Annotated in this window: 18 protein-coding genes; 9 read left to right on the top strand and 9 right to left on the bottom strand. The window is 58.3% G+C overall.

Annotated features, from left to right (window positions below; all coding sequences use genetic code 11):
- Positions 1-17: 17 nt before the first annotated feature.
- Together cheR and LIX91_RS20910 are read right to left on the bottom strand one after the other, a co-directional pair.
- Positions 18-845, bottom strand: coding sequence for a protein-glutamate O-methyltransferase CheR (cheR, locus tag LIX91_RS20915; protein ID WP_003347319.1), 828 nt, complete (start codon positions 843-845; stop codon positions 18-20).
- Between the two features lie 51 nt (positions 846-896).
- Positions 897-1,823, bottom strand: a complete 927-nt coding sequence (locus LIX91_RS20910) for a chemotaxis protein CheV (RefSeq protein WP_003316772.1) — start codon at positions 1,821-1,823, stop codon at positions 897-899.
- A gap of 77 nt (positions 1,824-1,900) precedes the next feature.
- Between LIX91_RS20910 and flgA the strand changes: the two genes are divergently transcribed.
- The 4 genes from flgA to LIX91_RS20890 all read left to right on the top strand — a co-directional run bounded on the left by flgA (position 1,901) and on the right by LIX91_RS20890 (position 4,481).
- Positions 1,901-2,659 carry a flagellar basal body P-ring formation chaperone FlgA gene (flgA, locus tag LIX91_RS20905; RefSeq protein WP_226489071.1) on the top strand — a complete coding sequence of 253 codons (759 nt, stop codon included), beginning with the start codon at positions 1,901-1,903 and terminating at the stop codon, positions 2,657-2,659.
- A gap of 161 nt (positions 2,660-2,820) precedes the next feature.
- Positions 2,821-3,135 (top strand): flagellar biosynthesis anti-sigma factor FlgM, encoded by a 315-nt coding sequence (gene flgM / locus LIX91_RS20900; protein WP_003404324.1) that lies wholly within the window; start codon positions 2,821-2,823, stop codon positions 3,133-3,135.
- 49 nt (positions 3,136-3,184) lie between these two features.
- Positions 3,185-3,652 carry a flagella synthesis protein FlgN gene (locus LIX91_RS20895; protein WP_003316769.1) on the top strand — a complete coding sequence of 156 codons (468 nt, stop codon included), beginning with the start codon at positions 3,185-3,187 and terminating at the stop codon, positions 3,650-3,652.
- Positions 3,653-3,734: 82 nt separating this feature from the next.
- Complete coding sequence (locus tag LIX91_RS20890; RefSeq protein WP_046269231.1) at positions 3,735-4,481, top strand: flagellar brake protein; 747 nt, start codon at positions 3,735-3,737, stop codon at positions 4,479-4,481.
- Positions 4,482-4,548: 67 nt separating this feature from the next.
- Here LIX91_RS20890 and LIX91_RS20885 read toward each other — a convergent pair whose 3' ends face one another.
- The 3 genes from LIX91_RS20885 to LIX91_RS20875 form a co-directional block, all read right to left on the bottom strand.
- Entirely contained in the window at positions 4,549-5,982 is a 1,434-nt protein-coding gene (locus LIX91_RS20885; protein WP_226489070.1) for an MFS transporter, read from the bottom strand.
- 54 nt (positions 5,983-6,036) lie between these two features.
- On the bottom strand, positions 6,037-7,278 hold the full coding sequence (locus LIX91_RS20880) for a glutamine synthetase family protein (RefSeq protein WP_226489092.1): 1,242 nt from the start codon (positions 7,276-7,278) through the stop codon (positions 6,037-6,039).
- A gap of 195 nt (positions 7,279-7,473) precedes the next feature.
- Positions 7,474-8,385: a methyltransferase domain-containing protein gene (locus LIX91_RS20875; RefSeq protein ID WP_226489069.1), complete on the bottom strand. Its 912-nt coding sequence runs from the start codon at positions 8,383-8,385 to the stop codon at positions 7,474-7,476.
- Between the two features lie 235 nt (positions 8,386-8,620).
- On the opposite strand from LIX91_RS20875, the gene LIX91_RS20870 reads away from it, so the two are divergent.
- Positions 8,621-9,430 (top strand): glycosyltransferase family 2 protein, encoded by an 810-nt coding sequence (locus LIX91_RS20870; RefSeq protein ID WP_226489068.1) that lies wholly within the window; start codon positions 8,621-8,623, stop codon positions 9,428-9,430.
- 63 nt (positions 9,431-9,493) lie between these two features.
- Here the strand turns inward: LIX91_RS20870 and LIX91_RS20865 are convergent, their stop codons facing one another.
- From LIX91_RS20865 to LIX91_RS20855, 3 genes are all read right to left on the bottom strand, one after another.
- Positions 9,494-10,189 (bottom strand): sensor histidine kinase, encoded by a 696-nt coding sequence (locus tag LIX91_RS20865; RefSeq protein ID WP_003412487.1) that lies wholly within the window; start codon positions 10,187-10,189, stop codon positions 9,494-9,496.
- A complete protein-coding gene (locus LIX91_RS20860) occupies positions 10,186-11,787 on the bottom strand; it encodes a tetratricopeptide repeat-containing response regulator (RefSeq protein ID WP_226489067.1) in 1,602 nt (533 codons plus the stop codon). The genes LIX91_RS20865 and LIX91_RS20860 overlap by 4 nt, the downstream gene beginning before the upstream one ends.
- A 398-nt stretch (positions 11,788-12,185) precedes the next feature.
- Entirely contained in the window at positions 12,186-12,860 is a 675-nt protein-coding gene (locus LIX91_RS20855) for a TIGR04211 family SH3 domain-containing protein (RefSeq protein WP_003316760.1), read from the bottom strand.
- 450 nt (positions 12,861-13,310) lie between these two features.
- Here LIX91_RS20855 and ppnN point away from each other — a divergent pair, with 450 nt between their 5' ends.
- Positions 13,311-14,684 (top strand): nucleotide 5'-monophosphate nucleosidase PpnN, encoded by a 1,374-nt coding sequence (gene ppnN, locus LIX91_RS20850; protein ID WP_024639339.1) that lies wholly within the window; start codon positions 13,311-13,313, stop codon positions 14,682-14,684.
- 51 nt (positions 14,685-14,735) lie between these two features.
- On the opposite strand, the gene LIX91_RS20845 is transcribed toward ppnN, so the two are convergent.
- On the bottom strand, positions 14,736-15,605 hold the full coding sequence (locus LIX91_RS20845) for a helix-turn-helix domain-containing protein (RefSeq protein ID WP_074997566.1): 870 nt from the start codon (positions 15,603-15,605) through the stop codon (positions 14,736-14,738).
- 153 nt (positions 15,606-15,758) lie between these two features.
- Here LIX91_RS20845 and pobA point away from each other — a divergent pair, with 153 nt between their 5' ends.
- The 3 genes from pobA to LIX91_RS20830 form a co-directional block, all read left to right on the top strand.
- Positions 15,759-16,943 carry a 4-hydroxybenzoate 3-monooxygenase gene (gene pobA, locus LIX91_RS20840; RefSeq protein ID WP_003347291.1) on the top strand — a complete coding sequence of 395 codons (1,185 nt, stop codon included), beginning with the start codon at positions 15,759-15,761 and terminating at the stop codon, positions 16,941-16,943.
- A gap of 215 nt (positions 16,944-17,158) precedes the next feature.
- A complete protein-coding gene (locus tag LIX91_RS20835; protein WP_226489066.1) occupies positions 17,159-18,484 on the top strand; it encodes an MFS transporter in 1,326 nt (441 codons plus the stop codon).
- A gap of 307 nt (positions 18,485-18,791) precedes the next feature.
- Positions 18,792-20,024: toxin VasX (locus LIX91_RS20830; protein ID WP_317135438.1), on the top strand; the 1,233-nt coding region annotated here is incomplete at its 3' end.

Raw genomic sequence — 20,024 nt, 5'->3', positions numbered from 1 at the left:
AGGCAACTGACAGATCGTCACTTGGCCTTATAGATGATCCCGGGGCTGCACTGAACCATCTGGTAGTGATCCGGCAAACCATTGAGCGCTTCGGAAGCCCCCAGAAACAGGTAGCCGCCTGGCTTGAGCGTGCCGTGGATACGCAGCAGGATGTCTTTCTTCACTTCGGCCGAGAAGTAGATCAATACGTTACGGCAGAAAACGATGTCGAACTTGCCCAGCGAGGCGTAGCTGTCGAGCAGGTTGAACGAGCGGAATTCCACGCGACTCTTGATCGGCGCCTTGACCACCCAGCGGCCCGGGCTTTTTACGTCAAAAAAGCGCTGCAGACGATCCGGCGACAGGCCGCGGCCGATGGCCAGACTGTCGTATTCGCCGGTCTTGCAGTTATTGAGCATCAAGCCCGACAGATCGGTTGCGACGATCTGTACGCCCGATTTGAGCTGCCCCTGATTGGCTCGCTCGAACTCATCGATGGACATCGACAGCGAATACGGTTCCTGACCCGACGAACAGGCGGCCGACCAGATGCGCAGTCGCTGACCAGGGCTGGCCTTGATCTGCTCGGGCAGCACCTTGTTCTTCAGTACTTCGAACGGATAGGTATCGCGAAACCACAGGGTTTCGTTGGTGGTCATCGCATCGACCACCTGCTCGCGCAAACCACTGCGCGGCTGGGTCTGAATGCGCTGGACCAACTCGCCAAGCGACTTGATGCTTTGCTGCTCCATCAATTTGTTGAGGCGGCTGGACACCAGGTACTGCTTGTTTTCCCCAAGCAGGATGCCACAGGCTTTTTCCAGAAATACCCGGAACTGATCAAAATCCAAATTACCCGTAGACAAAGTGCCGCCTCTCAAATCATGTGAATCACCGGGGACGACGCCCCCGGCTGGTTATTCTGCTGCCTTGATCCGCGCAACGACCCTGGCCGCCAGATCATCAGGCCGGAATTTCGCGAGAAAATCATCCGCGCCGACTTTCTTTACCATCGCCTGGTTGAATACCCCTGACAGCGAGGTATGCAAAGTGATGTGCATCTTCTGCATGCGTGGATCATTACGTATTGCTGCGGTAAGGGTATAGCCATCCATCTCCGGCATTTCAATGTCGGAGATCATCATCAGGAACTCTTCTTCAGGTTTTTTGCCTTCTGCGACCATCTTGAGCAGGTAATCCAGCGCCTGACGACCATCGTTGAGCGCTACGACTTCCACCCCGACGGTTTCCAGGCAGCGACTCACCTGCTTGCGGGCCACCGACGAGTCGTCGACCGTCAGCACGCGCAGGGAGACAGCCTTGTGCTGAACCTCGGCGTCAATGACACCGACCGAAATTTCTTCGGACACTGGCGCGACTTCGGCGAGAATTTTCTCGACGTCGATGATTTCCACCAGCTGGTTATCAACCCGGGTAACGGCGGTCAGGTAATGATCGCGCCCGGTGCCCTTGGGTGGTGGATGAATCTCTTCCCAGTTCATGTTGACGATGCGTTCGACAGAATGCACCAGAAAGCCCTGAACCTTGGTGTTGTACTCGGTAATGATGACGAAGGAGTTAACCAGCGAAATCATCCCCGTGGAACCTGTCGCCATTGCCAGATCCATGATCGGGATCGTGCCGCCACGAATATTGGCCACGCCCCGAACGATCTTGCTCGATTTGGGCATGATGGTGAGTTTCGGGCATTGCAGTACTTCTTTTACCTTGAAGACGTTGATCCCATAGAGCTGCTTGCCGTCGAGACGGAACAAGAGCAGCTCCAGGCGATTCTGACCCACCAGCTGAGTTCGCTGGTTTACCGAATCCATTACACCTGCCATGCCGAACCCCCTTACAAAATGACCGCCGCCCAGACACCAGATCAACAAGCGGCACGGGCTTTGCTATTTATTACTTCATGAACGCAAAGACGACAATTTCTCGACACCTCGCATTAGAAACCCGCAGGCTTCTGTGCGCAATCGCCCTGCTGTGCCTTTCCAGCACGGTGACCCTCGCTCGTGCCGAGAATTTCACACTGCCTGAGCAGCTTATCGGCGTCACCCAAGGGTTTCTTGAGTTCACAGTAGAAGACTATTTGGCAACCAACCAGATTGACGGGCGTCATGAGATACAGGTCAAGCAACTCGACCCGCGTTTAAGGATGGGTGCCTGCGACAAGGATTTGACAGCCACACTGGAAAGTCCGCGCCCGGTTGGCCGGGTTACCGTGCGGGTACGCTGCGAAGGTTCTTCGCCCTGGACGGTGTTTGTGCCCGCCCAGGTCCTGCTGTATCGCAACGTCGTTACCGTGATGCGCCCGCTCAAGCGTGACGCGATCGTCACCGAAGAAGACGTCGGGATGCGCGAGCGGGATGTCAGCAGCCTGGGTCAGGGTTTCCTGGCGTCGCTGGATCAGGCGGTCGGTCAGAAGGTTGTCCGACAAATGGTCATCGACCAGGTCATTACCCCGGTGGCGCTTGAGCAGCCACAAATGGTTCACAAGGGCGATCAGGTTGTGATCATTGCCCGCAGCGGCTCGCTGGCGGTTCGCATGCCCGGCGAAGCGATGTCCGATGGAGGCTTCAACGAACAGATACGGGTGAAAAACCTCAATTCCCAGCGGGTGATCAAGGCAAGTGTCACCGGCCCAGGGCAGGTGGAAGTCGCTATGTAGTGCATTGATAGTGGCGCGAAGGGTGTGTTTTTTTTAGACTGCGGGGAATGCCCGACGGCAAATGTCGTCTATTGGGAAGCTTTCTCACAATCAGCCTAAAGTTTGATAGGGGTTGGCCGAAAACAAGGCAAGCGTCCAAACACCCAGAGGTTTTTTCAATCATGGTCATAGATTTCAGTCGCCTTAACAACTCACAGTCTGTTGCCGGTGCTTCACGCACCAGCGCCAGTAAAGACACCGCCAAAACCGATGCCCCAGCCCCTGCCGTCACCGCAGGTGTCAAAAGCACCGGGGAAACTTTTTCCTTGAGCAGTGAGGCTCAACAGTTGCAGAAAATCACGGACAAGCTGACCGATCTGCCAACCGTCAACAGTGCTCGCGTTGCCGAGCTCAAACAGGCCATCGCCGACGGTAGTTACACAGTGGACAGCAACCGTGTCGCCAGCAAACTGTTGAATTTCGAAACCCAACGCTAAGCTCAGGCTGGCGCTGGATATTCTGGACGCTTAAAAACCAGAGCATGCGATGCAAGACACTACTTTGCTGCAGATGATCACTGACGACATGGTTTCGGCCCGACAGCTTCTTGAGCTGTTGCAGGCCGAATCATTGATTCTTCACGGCCGCGACATGGGCGAGATGGAGCAGGTGCTGGCGCAGAAACAGGCGCTGGTCATTCTTCTCGACCAGCATGGTCGCAAGCGTAGTCAGGTGCTTGCGGGCATGGGGCTGCCAGCCAATCGCAGTGGTCTCCAGCAACTGGCCAGCCAGTCGGATATCGGTGAGCAATTGCTGCTGGCCGCCGACGAACTGAATACGTTGATCAATGAATGCCAGACGCTCAACGAGCGCAATGGTAGTCTGATCCAGATGCAACAGGTCAGTACCGCTCACCAGCTTCGCATCTTGAACGGTGGCGATACGCCTACACTCTATGACAGTCGCGGGTCGACTGCGCTTAGAGCAAAACCACGCCCTCTGAGTCAGGCGTAACTTCCTGTATCAAGGTATCGTGCATAGTGGCAGAATGCCTGCTGTTGCGTTGCCGTAGTATTTTGCCTGGAGATTCAAGAACGTGAATGGCTCAAGCGCGGACGATGCTCCGCAGCCCCCGAAGGTTCTCAATACACCTTTGGAAATTGCCGCTAACCTGCGGCTGCTACTCGAGAGTCATGATCCTCTGATCATTACCTTTCATGAGCGTCCCCAGCGCTTTCAGAGTTATCTGCTTGAAGTCGACCGCGACAACAACGTCATGGCCCTCGACGAAATGATCCCCCGCGATGGCGAACGCTTTCTGAGCAACGGCGAATCCTTCCGCGTCGAAGGCTTTCACGACGGGGTGCGGATTGCCTGGGAAAGTACTGCGCAAATGGACATCCTCAGCACCGACGGTCAACGCATGTACCGCGGCCCGATGCCTGAGGAAGTGGTTTATCACCAGCGCCGCAACGCATTCCGGGCCGCGCTGAAGCTGGCGCAACTGGTCGACGTCGAAATCGGCGGTGACCGCCTGAAATTTACGCTGGCCGGCAAGCTGCTGGATATTTCTGCTACCGGTTGCAAGTTGCGCTTCGAGGGCGACGTGTCCGATCGCATGCAATTGGGCCAGGTATACGAACGCTTCGTTGCCAAGCTGCCTTTCGGCGCCATGACAGCGCCTGTCGAGTTACGCCATCTGCATTTCGAAGAAAGAATCAACACTACCTTTGCCGGCGTGCGCTTCCACAACATGAGTGGGCTGGTGCAGCGTCAGGTCGAACGTTTCGTCTATCAGTTACAGCGCGAAGCACGACGCTTCGACAAAGACGACGACTTCTGACACTCATCTGAATCGCCCAACGATTGCGGCATTGATGCCGCAATCGTGCACTGCCCTGCGCTACTCGTCAGGCCTTCCAGGTCTCGCTTTCACGCTCGCGTTCATGCTCATGCTCATGCTCATCGACGTCAGCTGTTTCCGCTTCGGCAGCCGGCTCGGTCTGCGCCAAAACTTCGCTTTCTGCCTCAACCTCTGCTTCGGGCACCACCTCGGCATCCGTCTCTGGCTCTGGCTCAACGGTTGCCTGCATCTGTTCCTGAACCACCTGCTCGTCGACACGCGGGTCAAGTGCAACCACCAGTGGCGAACTGGACATACTGTCCGGCATCGCAACGTGGTGCAGCGGTGCGTTTTCGACCTGGTGAAGGTGAGTGACCGCCTTAGGCCTGATCAGCAGTACCAGAATCACGCCAGCACCACAGACAAACGCATACAGCATGTGCCCGCCGAACAGCTTCATCACCACACCCGCGGCCAACGGACCGATACTGGCGCCAATGCCGTAGGTCATGAGCAACATGGCCGTCAGCGACACTCGGCGCTCGGCCTCGACGTGGTCATTGGCGAAGGCCACTGCCAGCGGATAGAGGCAGAATTGCATCAGCGAAGCCAGAAAACCGACACCGAACAGCACCTCGACCGGCACGCTGGGAAACACCGCCAGCGGTAATGACGCCACCACCAGTGCCGCGGCAAAGATGCGCATCAGCACGGAGCGGTCATAGCGGTCGGACAGCAGGCCCAACGGCCACTGCACCAGAAACCCGGCCAGAATGCAGCAGCCCATGAACAGACCGACCTGCTCGGTGGACAGCCCCTGCTCGGCGGCGTAGACCGGTGCCAGACCATAGAACGAACCGATGATCAGACCGGCGCCCAGTACCGCCGTCAGCGACTGCGGCACACGCTTCATGAAGAAGCGCGGCTCCAGTGGCGCCGGATGCAGCGGTGCCGGGTGAATCGCGCGGGTCATGGCGACCGGCACCAGGCACAGTGCGAAACACAGCGCTACCAGCATCAGCAGCTCAGGCCCCAGTTGCGGGTGCACCACCAGCACTAGCTGACCCAGCACCAGCCCCAGATAGGATGCAATCATGTAACCGCTGAAGACCATGCCGCGCTGTTTGGCGGCCGCCTGCTCGTTCAGCCAGCTCTCGATGACCATGTATTGGCACATCATGCCCAGACCGACGATCACCCTCAGCACCAGCCAGGCGGGTAACCAGCTGATCAGGCCATGCCCGAGCACTGCCGCACCGACGATGCCGGCACAGGTGGCGTAGGCGCGAATATGCCCGACACGGCCGATCAGGCGGTGACCGATCTTGCCGCCCAGTACCAGACCGAAATAGTTGGCGGCCATCAACGCACCGACCCACAGACTGTCAACCTGATCGGCGGCCAGGCGCAGGGCCAGATAAGTGCTCAGCAGACCCGAGCCGATCAACATCATCAACGAGGCAAAATAAAGCGCTCGAAAGGACTTCCAGATTTGGCGCATCAACTTTCCAAAAATAAGGAGTCGCCCGACTGGGCGAGCCCGACACTGCGATTCTTAAACCTGAGCAGCCAGCACGCGCCGTTCCCAGGGGGTTATCTCGTCAAGAAAACTGGTCAGTTCCAGGGCCTTCGACGCGATGTAGCCTTCGATGAATTCATGACCAAACAGTTCCTTGGCCAACTGACTGCTTTTCAGACGCTCCAGAGCAGCGTGCAAGGTACACGGCAACGACAATTCTTCCGGCACCTCCAGTTCGCCCTGCAACGGCGGCGTCGGTTCCAGTCGTTGCTCGATGCCATGCAGCCCGGCCGCCAAACTTGCAGCGATGGCCAGATAAGGATTGGCGTCAGCGCCCGGCAGGCGATTCTCCACCCTTCTGGCCGCCGCTGCACTCGACGGAATACGTAATCCGGCAGCGCGATTGTCGTAGGACCAGCAGGCGTTATTGGGCGACGCATACGGATGGCACAGGCGCTGGTAGGAATTCACATTGGGCGCGAACAGCGCGGTGAAGTCCGCCATGCAGGCTTGCTGGCCAGCAATGAAATGACGAAACGTGTCGGTCGGCTCACCCTGCGCATCACTGAAGACGTTCATTGCGGTCTCTGCTGCCACCACGCTCTGATGAATATGCATCGAACTGCCCGCCGTATGCGCGAGCGGTTTGGCCATGCACACCACGATGAGCCCGTGCTTGAGCGCAACCTCCTTGAGCAGGTGCTTGAACAGAAAAGTCTGATCGGCCAGCAGCAGCGGATCACCATGCAGCAGGTTGATCTCGAACTGGCTGACACCCATCTCGTGCATCACGGTGTCACGCGGCAGCCCCAACGCTGCCATGCAGGCGTACACCTCGGCGAAGAAAGGTCGCAAACCGTTGTTGGAACTGACGCTGAATGCCGAGTGCCCCTGTTCGCATCGCCCGTCCAGCCCTGTCGGCGGCTCAAACGCATAAAGCGGCTCGGGATTGGGCGCAAAGACAAAAAACTCGAGTTCGGTGGCCACCACTGGCACCAGGTCCTGCGCAGCGTAACGGGCGATAACCGCCTTGAGCTGATTACGGGTAGAGAGCATGCAGGGCTGGCCATCAAGGTCCTGCGCATCACAGATGGCCAGGGCTCGCGGCGACGTGCTCCAGGGCAGACGGTGGAGCTGCTGCGGATCACTGATCAGCGCCAGATCGCCGTCATCACTGCCGTAAAAGCGCGCCGGCGGATAGCCGCCCATGATGCATTGCAACAACACGCCGCGCGCCAGCTGCAAACGACGGCCCTCGAGAAAACCTTCAGCCGTCATCACCTTGCCGCGCGGCACACCGTTCAAATCCGGGGTTACACACTCCACTTCATCAATGCCCATCAGCATTTCTTGCTGCGGATGGGGGTCATTGCGTGTCATGGGTCAGTCCTTTTAGTTGAGCAGCAAACGCCAAGCTTCAACCTTCAGGCTGCAATCTTCAAGCATCCCGCTTCAGGCTGTCGGCCTGCCGCGTCAGAGAACCGGGTTATGGAACGGCGTCCCGGTCACTTCGATGAATTCCTTTCGGTAGTCTTCGTTTTCCGGGTCGACCACAAGGGCCTGGCGCAGGAATTCGACGCCTTCGGCCACATTGCCCAACTGACGACTCAGGGCGCCGGCGAGATGCAGCCTGGTGGCATCGAAAAAATTGAATGACAGCATGATCTTGGTCAGCGTCAGCGCGTTCTCGAGCTTGCCTGCCATCAACAATTGGTTGAACTGGGTGTTGAAGTCGCCGACGTCCTGCCACTTTTCGGCAGACAGGCCCTCCACTTTGCGCAGCACGACGGTGTGGCCGTTGCCTACTTTCGAATCGGTTTCTTCGACGCACTCGATGTACCAGCAACCCAGGCCTGACGAGTTAACGTAATTGACCGCACGGAGCATGCTTTGCAGGGAAAAGACCTGATAGTGACCGCGCCACTCGCCTTCAGTGACGGTGGTCATGTCGACCTTGTTTTCATAGTCCCCGATCATCTGCGCCAGCGTCGTCAAACGACGCGCCCGATCAGTCTTGGCTGCGGTGCGCTTGGGAAAGATGCAGAAGAATACCCCGCCGTTCTTCAGCACTCGGAAGGATTCGACGTAGGCAGAAAGCAGGTTGGGGACGTGCTCGATGACGTGCGAGCTGATCAGATAGTCAACCGACGAGTCTGCCGTATGGATGCATTGAAAATCGCCCAGCATGTCGACCTTCGAAACATCGCCCGACACTTTCATCTGCTCGACGAAGTACTGCTGATAGTCTTCCATGTCACGAGGGTGCAGAAAATCGACGCCGTTGCACGGCGCAACGTTCAGGCAATGGGCAAGATTGAACGCGTTGTGAGCCGCTGCGCCCAACTCTATACCGTGCCCTTGGCAGTACTTTTTAGCTAACAGCATCACCCACCCACCGCTCATCGTGATATCGAATACAGCCTTTCAACGATTTCGGCGGTGTCCGCTAAAACTTTAACCAGCACCGCCCCAGACCTTTGGCGTGCCAGCAATTGGCGCAAATATTGCAATCCACTGCGTACATACATCGATTTACGTCAGCGCGGGCTTGAACTGCCCGCCATACGGCGACGCCAATCAACAACAATCACGCTAACGCCCGAGAGAACAGAGGATCACCATGATCAATGGTCAAAAGGTTGGCTGCGGAATCATCACCTACAACCGTCCTGCGCTGCTGAAAAAGCTTTACGATTCCCTGCCTGCCGAGATCATCGACCGCGTTGTCATCATCAATGACGGCGATGTATATCCGGAGTTTTCCGCGTATGACAGCGAGGTCTTCTTCAACAACGAAACCAACCTCGGCGTTGGAAAATCCAAGAACAGAGCCTTGTCGCGACTCATGGATGCCGGGTGCGAGCATCTGTTCCTGATCGAAGACGACATCTATATAAAAAGTCCGGAAGTCTTCGAGCTTTATATTCTGACCTCTACGCTGACCGGCATTCAGCACCTCAATTACAGCCAGCATGGTCTGATGAACAAGACACCGTCCGGCGAGGCCAACGCGGTGTACAGGATTGACTACGGCAATGGCATCAACCTGCCCTTGTACCGCCATTGCGTCGGCGCGTTTTCCTACTATTCCAGACGCAGCCTGGAAGCCGCCGGCCTGATGGACGAGACGTATCACAACGCCTTTGAACACGTCGATCACACCCTGGCCATCATCAACCAGAACATGCACCCGCCTTTCTGGTTTTTTGCCGACATCGATAATTCACAGCTGTATCTGGGGGACGAGCCCTGGACGCTCGAGGGCTCAACGATTTCGTCCGACACCCTGCACCGCAAAAACGCCCTCGCAGCCATTGAATACTTCACGCTCAAGCACGGCTGCGAACCGGTCAGACATCCGTTGGCGTCTGATCAGGAACTGATGGACAGCCTGAACAGCATCAAACAGAACTTCGGATTGAATATCTAAGCGCCGAGCCCGCCCCGCAATCCTGACAAGGCGTTGCGGGGTACTCGTTGAAAGACCGCTGCCTCAGGGCAGGGTCATACTGAACATCGCCCCGCCCAGCACGCCGCCGTTGGCGATTTCAATGCGCCCGCGCATGCCGTTGCGTACATGCAGCCGGGCAATGTGTGCAGCGAAGTACAAGCCCAGGCCGGTACTGCCGCTGCCCTGGTTGATGCCCTGCACATAGTCGGTCTGGCGCTCGATCAGATACGCCGGGTAGCCCGGACCGTCGTCATTGATGGTGATCTTCAACTGCCCGCCTTCATCACCGACACTCACAGAAATCTGCTCGCGGGCAAAGCCGATGGCGTTGACGATGATATTGCCCACCACCGAGCCGATCAGTTCGCGGTCGAAAAAGCCCAAGGGGCTTGCCACATCGATCGCATGACGCGCGGCAATCCCGCGGCTGGCCAGCACGTCCTGGTGATGGGCCAGTTGCGCTTCGATGAAGTCGTCCAGTTCGTGGTAGTCAGGACGCAACGGCATCTGGTTGACACCCAGTTTGTAGAGGCCGAGCAACTGCACGAGCATGCCGTTGAGGTTGGCAAACTCATAGTCGATGACGCCATGCTCCGAGGTGTCGCGCTGCTGGACCGAAAGCTTCGCCTGCCACTGGCTATGTGCCTGGGTCAGGGTCGCCAGCGAGTTCTTCATGTCGTGCACCGTGGAGGCGATCACCATGGAAAAGTCGAGGCCCTGCTCTGTCTCTTCACTCATGCGCTAAACGCCCTCTCCCTGAGTTTATGGTAGCGCTCATAGCGTGGATCGCTTTCCGGGATCTTGCCAAGCGTGGTCAGGCTGGCACGACACTCGTCAATTCCGGCCTGGCCCAGATTCTGGCCAGGGTGAAGCAGCGACTGCACCATGTTCAGCACAATACTGATGTTCTTTGGCTGCAAGCCAAGCGCACTGCGGAAAAACGCCTGTGCTTCGGTGAGGTTGCCAGCCTTGTAACTGCGCACGCCTTGCAGGTTGAAATCGACAGCCGCCTTGCTGGCCCCCAGAATCGCCGGATCATCGGTCATGCTGGCGATGCTTTTCATCACCGCTGGATCGTCGCCATAGGCTCCCGCACAACTCTTCAAGACGCCGGCACCGGCCTCTTCCTGACCGAGCTTCTTCAGTTGCGCAGCCACCATCAGTGCGGCGTCGGCACTGAGCACCTGCTCCATGCCATCCAGCCTGGCCATCGCCTGCTCGGTGAGCTTGGCTGCGGCTTCCGGGTCCGAATGCTGCAGGCTGGCCGCCTTCATCAGCCGGGTACGTACTTGCAGACCCTGGTCGTCGCCATGCTCCTTGGCAACGTCGACGAGGGCGTTGTTGATCTCGACGCGGGTGCGCGCATCGAGCCCCTGATCACCACCCTTGCTGATCAAGGCATGCGCCAACCCGAGGTTGGTTTCCGGATCCTTGAAACGCGAATGCTGACCTTGGGAGACGGCCTGGCGATAGGCCTTGGAAGCACTTTCGAAGTCATCGTTGCCGAGTGCCAGCTTGCCCAGCAGCTTCTGCCGACGCACCGCCAGCGGCGACAGGCGCACTGCGCTTTCCAGCACAGACTGCGCGCGCTTGCCATCGCCAAGCGCTACCAGCACATCAGCCAGGCCGTCGAACAGCGCAGGCATGGTTGGAAATGCCTTGATTGCCTGTTCGTAGACAGCCTGTGCATCAGCGGTCTTGCCGCGCTTGAGCAGCAGGCTGCCCAATGCACCGTAGGCCCACGGCGTGGCCCGATCAGCCAGAATGGTCTTGAGGAACGCTTCCAGGGGCTCGTTCTGCTTCAGGTCACGCAAGGCATCGGCCTTGTAGCGCAGGCACAACGGCGCATAACGCGGGTCCTGCTCGATCAGCTTGTCACACGCGGCCAGCACCTCGGCCGGTTTACGACGGTCGAGGGCCTGCAGAATCGGCTTGAGCAAGGTCTTGCGCTGCACCAGCTTTTCCAGCCGCTGGGCCAGCCCGGCGCGGTTGAACGGCTTGGTCAGGTAACCATCCGGCTCCCACTCAAGCGCACTCATGACCATCGCCTGACTGTTTTCGGCAGTGACCATGATGAATACACTTTCGTAACTCAGCAGCCGCTCGATCATCAGGTCTTCCAGCACCTGCTGGCCGTTCTTGCGGCCATCACCCAGGTTGAAATCGTGCAGCACGAAGTCATAACGCTTTTGCGAGCACATGCGCAGAGCCTGCTCGCCGGTGTCGGCGGTGTCCACTTCCTTGACGCCCAGCTCACGCAGCATCGATCTCACTGAACTGCGAAAGTCAGAGAAATCATCAACGATAAGAAAGCTTTTTTGGTTGTACGCCAGCATCCGGATTCCTGCACAGGAGAGGGTGAAATATGAGACCCGCGGCCTGAAATCATTCAGGCCCGACTCGGCAGCCCATTTTTCAGGACGCACATAATAACTGATGGCAAAGAGCCACAATACAACTTGCCGTCACCCTCCCCCTATGCGTCAGAGCGCGAGGTTGAGGGCAACACTCAGTTTTTCGACCATCCACGCAGAAACTGTAGAACGAACATCAACTTCGCGCACGAACCCGGTGTCAGGCAGGCATAAAGAGTGTGGGCTGGGTCGTGATTGCGGCAGGGGAAAGGCATTTTCGGAGAGGTCTGTCACACATCGGCTGCGTACTCGATACAACGCACAGCGTGGCGGACAACATGCCAGCGCGGGGCGCTGGCATGTGAGGTGGTCCAGGCGGTTTACACCCAGCCGTCGTTCTTCTTGCGGCCCTTGGTCAACGCCGGCAGGATCAGGCCGACCAGCAAGCCGGCACCGGCAATGCTGCCGCCGTAGACCATGTAACGCATCATCACCTGCTTGTTCTCATCGCCAAGTCGCGCCTGAGTAGCACGCAATTCAGCCTGAGAGTCGGCCAGTTGATCGTTGAGGGTCTTGGTGCGCGCCTCCAGTTCATCGACCAGTTTCTTACGCGCGTCCAGCGTTTCCTGCATGCCTTGCACGCGGGTCTTCCAGGTATTGTCGATGCCCGCCAACTGCTCGGTCAGATCTGCGACCTGCTGAGTCAGCTGTGGCACACGCTCGGCCTGCCCAGGGACTTCCTGCAAGTCGCTGCTCGGAATCCACACCGTGGAACCGCCTTCGCCACGCACCTGGCTGAACTTGCCCGAAGCGCTGAGCAGCTCGACCTTCTGCCCGGATTTCAGCGTCCCCACGATCCGGTGATCATCGGTTGGTCCGCTGCGTACATAGGTGGTGAGGCTGTCGCTGACCCAGCGATCGCTGCCTGCGGCCTGTGCGCTGCCAGGCATGACAACGGTCAATGCAGCGCCAACCAGGCCTGCGCCGAGCAAGCGACGCGAAACGGCGAACAGGCCAGGGGCTCGGGAAAGAAGTGCGGAAAAATGACGAGACATGGCGATAATTATCTTTATCTGAAATGAAAATAAAGCCTCGTTTAACGGGCCGGCTAAGGATGGGAGCGGCAAGTGATCAACGGTTTTGCAACTCCTGCCCGGACGGAATGTCTGCCTATCAGGCGCGTTGAAAAAGCACCTGATGATCCCTTTCATGCAGGCCGTCCAGAAAGTCCATCAGCTAACAGACTCCGTTAAAGGGGTCAGGTTCACTATTGCCCGTTGTCCGCGTCAAAATTCAGCCGCACGGTCAGCGAAGCAAGTGCCTGCTTTCAAAAGAATTCGCCTGCCGATTCAATCTGCGATGACGCACAACGGCTCAAACAGGGGACGTCTGCGGTCCGACGTTTGCTTTCCCGGCCAAGTGCTGTAGAAAAGGCTCCACAGGGGCGAATGTTCTCGATATTCGCCATCCTGATGCTCGACTGCATCGCTCTAATGGAAAATAGAATGATCCCAAGACAAGTGATTAACGCCACCGTAAGCCCGAAGGGCAGCCTTGAAACCCTGTCCCAACGTGAAGTGCAGCAGCTCAGCGCGGCCGGTTCAGGCAGCACCTATACCCTGTTTCGCCAGTGCGCCCTGGCCATTCTCAATACCGGCGCCCACGTCGATAACGCCAAGACCATTCTTGAAGCGTACGAGAGTTTTGAAGTCCGCATCCATCAACAGGACCGCGGCGTTCGCCTGGAGCTGCTCAACGCTCCGGCCGATGCATTCGTCGACGGCGAAATGATCGCCAGTACCCGCGAAATGCTGTTCAGCGCCTTGCGCGACATCGTTTATACCGAAAGCGAGCTGGACAGCCAGCGCATCGACCTGAGCAATTCCCAGGGCATCACCGACTACGTGTTCCACCTGCTGCGCAACGCTCGTACCCTGCGCGCCGGTGTCGAGCCGAAGATGGTGGTGTGCTGGGGCGGCCATTCGATCAATACCGAAGAATACAAATACACCAAGAAAGTCGGCCATGAACTGGGCCTGCGCAGCCTGGACATCTGCACCGGCTGCGGCCCCGGCGTGATGAAAGGCCCGATGAAAGGCGCGACCATCGCGCACGCCAAGCAGCGCATCGTCGGCGGTCGCTACCTGGGCCTGACCGAGCCGGGCATCATCGCTGCCGAAGCGCCCAACCCGATCGTCAATGAGCTGGTGATCCTGCCGGACATCGAAAAACGCCTCGAAGCGTTCGTGCGCGTCGGCCACGGCATCATCATCTTCCCCGGTGGCGCTGGCACGGCCGAAGAGTTTCTGTATCTGCTGGGCATTCTGATGCATCCGGACAACAAGGATGTGCCATTCCCGGTAATCCTGACCGGCCCGAAAAACACCGAACCTTACCTGCAGCAGCTGCACGCGTTTGTCGGTGCAACGCTGGGTGAAGAGGCGCAGCGTCACTACCAGATCATCATCGACAACCCGGCAGACGTTGCCCGGCAGATGACGCAGGGCCTGAAGGAAGTGAAGCAGTTCCGCCGCGAGCGTAACGACGCGTTTCACTTCAACTGGCTGCTGAAGATCGAGGAAAGCTTCCAGCACCCTTTCGATCCGACCCACGAGAACATGTCCAAACTGCAACTGAACCACGATGTGCCGACTCACGAACTGGCCGCTAACCTGCGCCGGGCGTTTTCCGGCATCGTCGCCGGCAACGTCAAGGACAAGGGCATTCGTCTGATCGAGCAGCATGGTCCTTATCAGATCCACGGCGACCCATCGATCATGGGCCCGCTGGACAAGCTGTTGCAGGCCTTCGTCGATCAGCACCGCATGAAGCTGCCAGGCGGCGCGGCGTATGTGCCGTGCTACCAGGTCGTGACCTGACCGCATAACGACACGCGAAAAGACGACGGGGTGCTCTTGAGCACCCCGTTTCTATTTCTGCTGGCGAAACGCCTTGGGCGACTGCCCGGTAGCGCGCTTGAAGAAGCGCGAAAAATACGCCGGCTCGGAAAAACCCAGGCTGTCTGAGACCTGATTGATGGTCAGGGTGGTGTAGATCAGGTTGCGCTTGGCCTCCAGCAACAAGCGCTCACTGATGATCTGCAAGGCCGACTGGTTGCACAGCCGCCGACACAGTGCATTCAAGTGCGCGGCGCTGATACCCATCGCCTGAGCATGCTGGTCAATCGACCAGTGCTCGCGAAAACTCGCCTCCAGTTGATGCATGAACACCTGCAAATGCTCGCGGCCGCGATCCATCGCATGAGTCTCTTCGCCGGCATGCTCACTGCTGCGCCGGCTGAGCCATACCGCCAGCACATTGACCAGCGAGTGCAGCATCAGATCGCGGCCCGCTCTGGGCTGCCGGTATTCATTGGCAATGGCATCGAACAGCGTGTCCACATAATCGCTGTCTGCCCCGAGCGCATAACACCGTGCGGTGCTGAGGGCTGAGACGTCGAGCGCAGCCTCGAGTTGCTCCACCAAGGGTCTGGCCAGGCTGAGAATATGGCCCTGAATATCTCTGGAGAACCTGAAGGTGTGCACGCTCAGTGCGGGAACGACCTGCAACGAAGGCATCTCGACCTCGCTGACCCGGTCCTCGACCTTGAGCATGGCCTTGCCCGACTGCACGTAAAGCAGCTGGACCAGATCGCCATGCCGATGCGGCTTGATCTCCCATTCGTGAATCCTGCTGCGCTCGGGGATCGACTCGCAATGAATCAGATCCGGGGTCGGCCAGGCCGTGGTTTCTCCGTAGAGCTTGAACACCGGTACCGCTGCCGTGGCAGGTCTGGGCATATCGTCTTCTCCCGTCCGGACCCTCGAAAAGTCCAGATAATGCAGCGGATATTGCCTTCTTATCTCGACGGCATCCATTAAAAATGCAGGAGACAAAAACAAACACTTCCCGCTGACTAAACCTGGCAGGGATCAAAAGACAGGACTATCGCCATGAAAACCAAGGTTGCCATTATCGGTTCAGGCCCTTCCGGGCTGCTGCTGGGCCAACTGCTGCAGCGTGCCGGCATCGACAACGTCATCGTCGAGCGCAAGGACCCCGACTACATCCTTTCGCGCATCCGCGCCGGCGTTCTGGAACAAGGCATGACCGACCTGTTGCGTGAAGCGGGCGTCAGTGAACGCATGGATGCAGAGGGCCTGATCCATGACGGTTTCGAGCTGGCGTTCGCCGGTCGTTGCGAGCGCATCGACCTGAAGAGTCTTGCCGATGGCAGGACGGTGATGGTCTACGGCCAGACCGAGGTCACTCGCGACCTGATGGCCGCGCGCGCCGCGACCGGTGCAATGACGATCTATGACGCTGCGGACGTCAAGGCGCACGACCTCAAGAGCGATAGTCCGTACCTGACGTTTGTGAAAGACGGCGAGACCGTGCGCCTGGACTGCGATTACATTGCTGGCTGTGACGGCTTTCACGGGGTGTCACGGCAATCGATTCCCGCCGACGCCCTCAAGGTATTCGAACGCGTCTATCCGTTCGGCTGGCTCGGCGTACTGGCCGATACGCCGCCGGTCAACGAAGAGCTGGTCTACGCCAATCACCCGCGCGGCTTTGCCTTGTGCAGCATGCGCTCGGCCATTCGCACCCGCTATTACGTGCAAGTCAGTGCCGACGAGAAGGTCGAAGACTGGTCGGACGAGCGCTTCTGGGAGGAACTCAAATCCCGCCTGCCCGAGCATCTGGCAGAGCGTCTGGTCACCGGGCCGTCCATCGAGAAAAGCATCGCGCCGCTGCGCAGCTTTGTGGTTGAACCCATGCAGTATGGTCGCCTGTTCCTGCTCGGCGATGCCGCGCACATCGTCCCGCCAACCGGTGCCAAGGGGCTGAACCTGGCCGCGAGCGATGTCAGCACGCTGTACCGCATCCTGCTCAAGGTGTATCAGGAAGGCCGCACTGACCTGCTGGAAAAGTACTCACAAATCTGCCTGCGCCGGGTGTGGAAAGCCGAGCGTTTCTCCTGGTGGATGACGTCGGTGCTGCATAACTTCCCCGACACCGACGCCTTCAGCCAGCGCATTCAGCAGACCGAACTGGACTACTACGTCGGCTCGGAAGCCGGGCGCAGGACCATTGCCGAGAACTACGTGGGCTTGCCGTACGAGGCTGTCGAGTAGAGCGTTGGCCCCGGCGCTGTGATGTTCGTTGCATACTGACGTTGGCGACAAGGCATAACCTCCCCCGCGTACCTGCGTTGTGCAATCACACAACGCATGCCCCCTGCCGCCGTGCAAACCCCCAAAGCGTTTTCGTCACCGGCCACCTATGATCAAGCGTGCATCCAATAGCTATCCGGCTATATAAAAACAACAAGCACAGAGGAACACCCGCCATGACACCCGTTTCGACCCACGAGGTGGGCGACGCTGAAGGCAATCATGTCTACCGTCGCATCACCCTGCGCCTTATCCCGTTTATCTTCATTTGTTACCTGTTCAATTACCTCGACCGCGTGAACGTCGGCTTCGCCAAGCTGCAGATGCTCGATGCCCTGAATTTCAGCGAGACGGTTTATGGCCTCGGTGCCGGTATCTTCTTCATTGGCTACGTGCTGTGTGGCCTGCCCAGCAATCTGGCGCTGAACCGCTTCGGGCCGCGTCGCTGGATCGGTCTGATGATGATTACCTGGGGAATCTTCTCGACCTGCCTGCTGTTCGTCACCACGCCGGTCGAGTTCTACGTGCTGCGCTTTCTGACCGGTATGGCAGAGGCCGGCTTCTTCCCGGGCATCGTGCTGTACCTCTCGCGCTGGTATCCGAATCAGCGTCGCGGGCGGATCATGGCACTGTTCATGTCGGCGATTCCGGTCTCCGGCCTGCTGGGCGGTCCGTTTTCCGGATGGATTCTCAATCATTTCGCTGCGGGCCAGGGCGGCATGGCCGGCTGGCAATGGATGTTCCTGATTCAGGGCGTGCCGACCGTGGCGCTGGGTCTGCTGGCCTTCGTTCTGCTGTGCGACAAGGTCGAGGATGCCCGCTGGCTGACGCCCGGGCAGCGTCAACGGGTCAAGACCGATATCACCAACGATGAACTGAGCCGTCCGGTGCACGGCAAAAGCTCGGTGGCATCAGTGCTGAGCATGCCGTTCATATGGATTCTGGGCTTTATCTACTTCTGCATTCAAAGCGGCGTCTACGCGATCAATTTCTGGCTGCCGTCGATCATCAAGAACCTCGGTTTCAGCGATGCACTGGTGATCGGCTGGATCAGCGCCGTGCCGTACCTGATGGCGGGCGTATTCATGCTGCTGGTCGGCCGCTCTGCCGACCTGCGCAATGAGCGGCGCTGGCATCTGGTGGTCCCGATGCTGATGGGCGCGACCGGCCTGATCATTGCCGCCAACTTCGCGACGCTGCCCATCGTAGCCATCATCGGGCTGACTATCGCGACCATGGGCGCGCTGACCAGCCTGCCGATGTTCTGGCCATTGCCGACCGCCCTGCTGAGCGCCAGCGTTGCCGCAGGCGGGCTGGCGCTGATCAACTCGATTGGGCAGATGGCAGGCTTTCTCAGCCCTTACCTGGTGGGCTGGATCAAGGATCAGACCGGCTCGACTACCCTGGCGCTGTATTCACTGGCCGCGCTGACCATCGTCGGCAGTCTGGTGGCATTGCGGGTCAGTCGTTCGTCAGCAGTCAAGGTGGCAGGGCCCGCCTGAATGCACTGGCCGAAGACAGTGTGATCCTGCGCAGTTGGCATGAAACGGGATGCGCAGATTTTTGCGCACCCGATACCCGCATAAAACTGACCAAGGCTCGTATTTAAAGCGCTGCAGCACACAGGTATGAGTCAGCGCATGTGCGCAGACGTTTGCGCACTATTTCATGCTTTTTTTGTTCGATGTCTTTGCTTTGAATCTCTATCTATTTGTTTTTTAAGGACAAATGGACAGTCGGCACATATCTTGGAATGCACCTCTGCATACAGCGGGCGATATCGCCCGTTTCTGCGCAGAGATTCCATGCATGACCGATAAATCCGGCACCCATACACAACGACGTGCTGCAACGTTCGCCAAGATACCCGCCACGGCTACCAGTCTGTGCCCCTTCCGAAAACCTGAAGTCGCCATCGTGCCAGTGCGCTATGCGCTGGACCGCTCCCGCTACGATGCCGCTCCCGAGAAGCTGAAACCGCTACTCAAGGGCAGCCGCTGGGCGGTGATGCCGAAGCTGAAAACACGCAGCTATACCCTTCGCCAGCTGTATGACGGCTATGTGTATGTCTACGACGAGGACGCCAAAACGTTAGATGAATACGCGGTGTCAGCCGCCACCGGCAACCTGAGCCGTATTATCTGGACCGATGCGCAGCTTGGCAGCGACCAGCGCAGTGGCGGCAGCGATGCCAAGCCTTTTCTGCTGTATCCGCGAAGCAACCTGCTGCGCATCGCCTTTTCAGCACAGCAGTGGACCTGGCGAATCTGCGAACACCTGCGCTCGAATCCGGAAAGCCGCGCTTCATGGATGAAAGCGCTGGATCTGAAACGCTACTGCATGACCATGGCCGAGCCGGATACCTTGCCACTGAACCGTATCGCCGAAGCGGTGGCGGACATCGACAAGGAGCATGTGATTGATGATGACCGCTTTGCAGACTCGGCGGTTCCTACATCCAAGTCCTCCAGTGAAGAAACCCAGCCGCTGTTTTCGCCAATCGGCGCTGACGTTTTCTGGCAGGGCAGCGTTGAAGATCAGGACAGCTCCCTGCTCATCGCCCTCGATGACCCGCTGGCCATTTTCAATGATCTGGGCATGCAACTGGCCGCCGATCAGGCCGCTTACCGCAACTGGCAAGCCGAACACGAACACAAGATCCAGATCGCCCAGACTGTCACCGCACTGTGTGGCGCTGAAAGCGAGCCGGAGAAACTGCCAGCATCGGTGCGCGACAATGCGGCGCTTACCCACCAGTACCTGAGCGACGTCGAAGCCTATTTTGAACAATGCATATTTGAACAAGAGCAGATCGGCAACAACACCGCTCCTGGAGGCGTGCTATTGCTGCCGGATATTTTCAAGAGTCCGGAGATGCGCAGATCGCTTCAAACGCGTTACGGCAGCGCTCCGACCGACGAGGCCCTGCAAGCCTGGAAAGATCGCCACAAATGGCGGCGCGAGGTCGATCTGAGCGGTGCGCGTGCGTACCTTCAGCAGCACCTGCCAACCGGAGACACACTGCTGCAACAGGTGCGTGAC

Origin of the sequence: Pseudomonas sp. B20 (assembly GCF_020515755.1) — a bacterium.
GTDB classification, from domain to species: domain Bacteria; phylum Pseudomonadota; class Gammaproteobacteria; order Pseudomonadales; family Pseudomonadaceae; genus Aquipseudomonas; species Aquipseudomonas syringae.
This window is presented reverse-complemented; position numbering and strand designations above follow the sequence as displayed.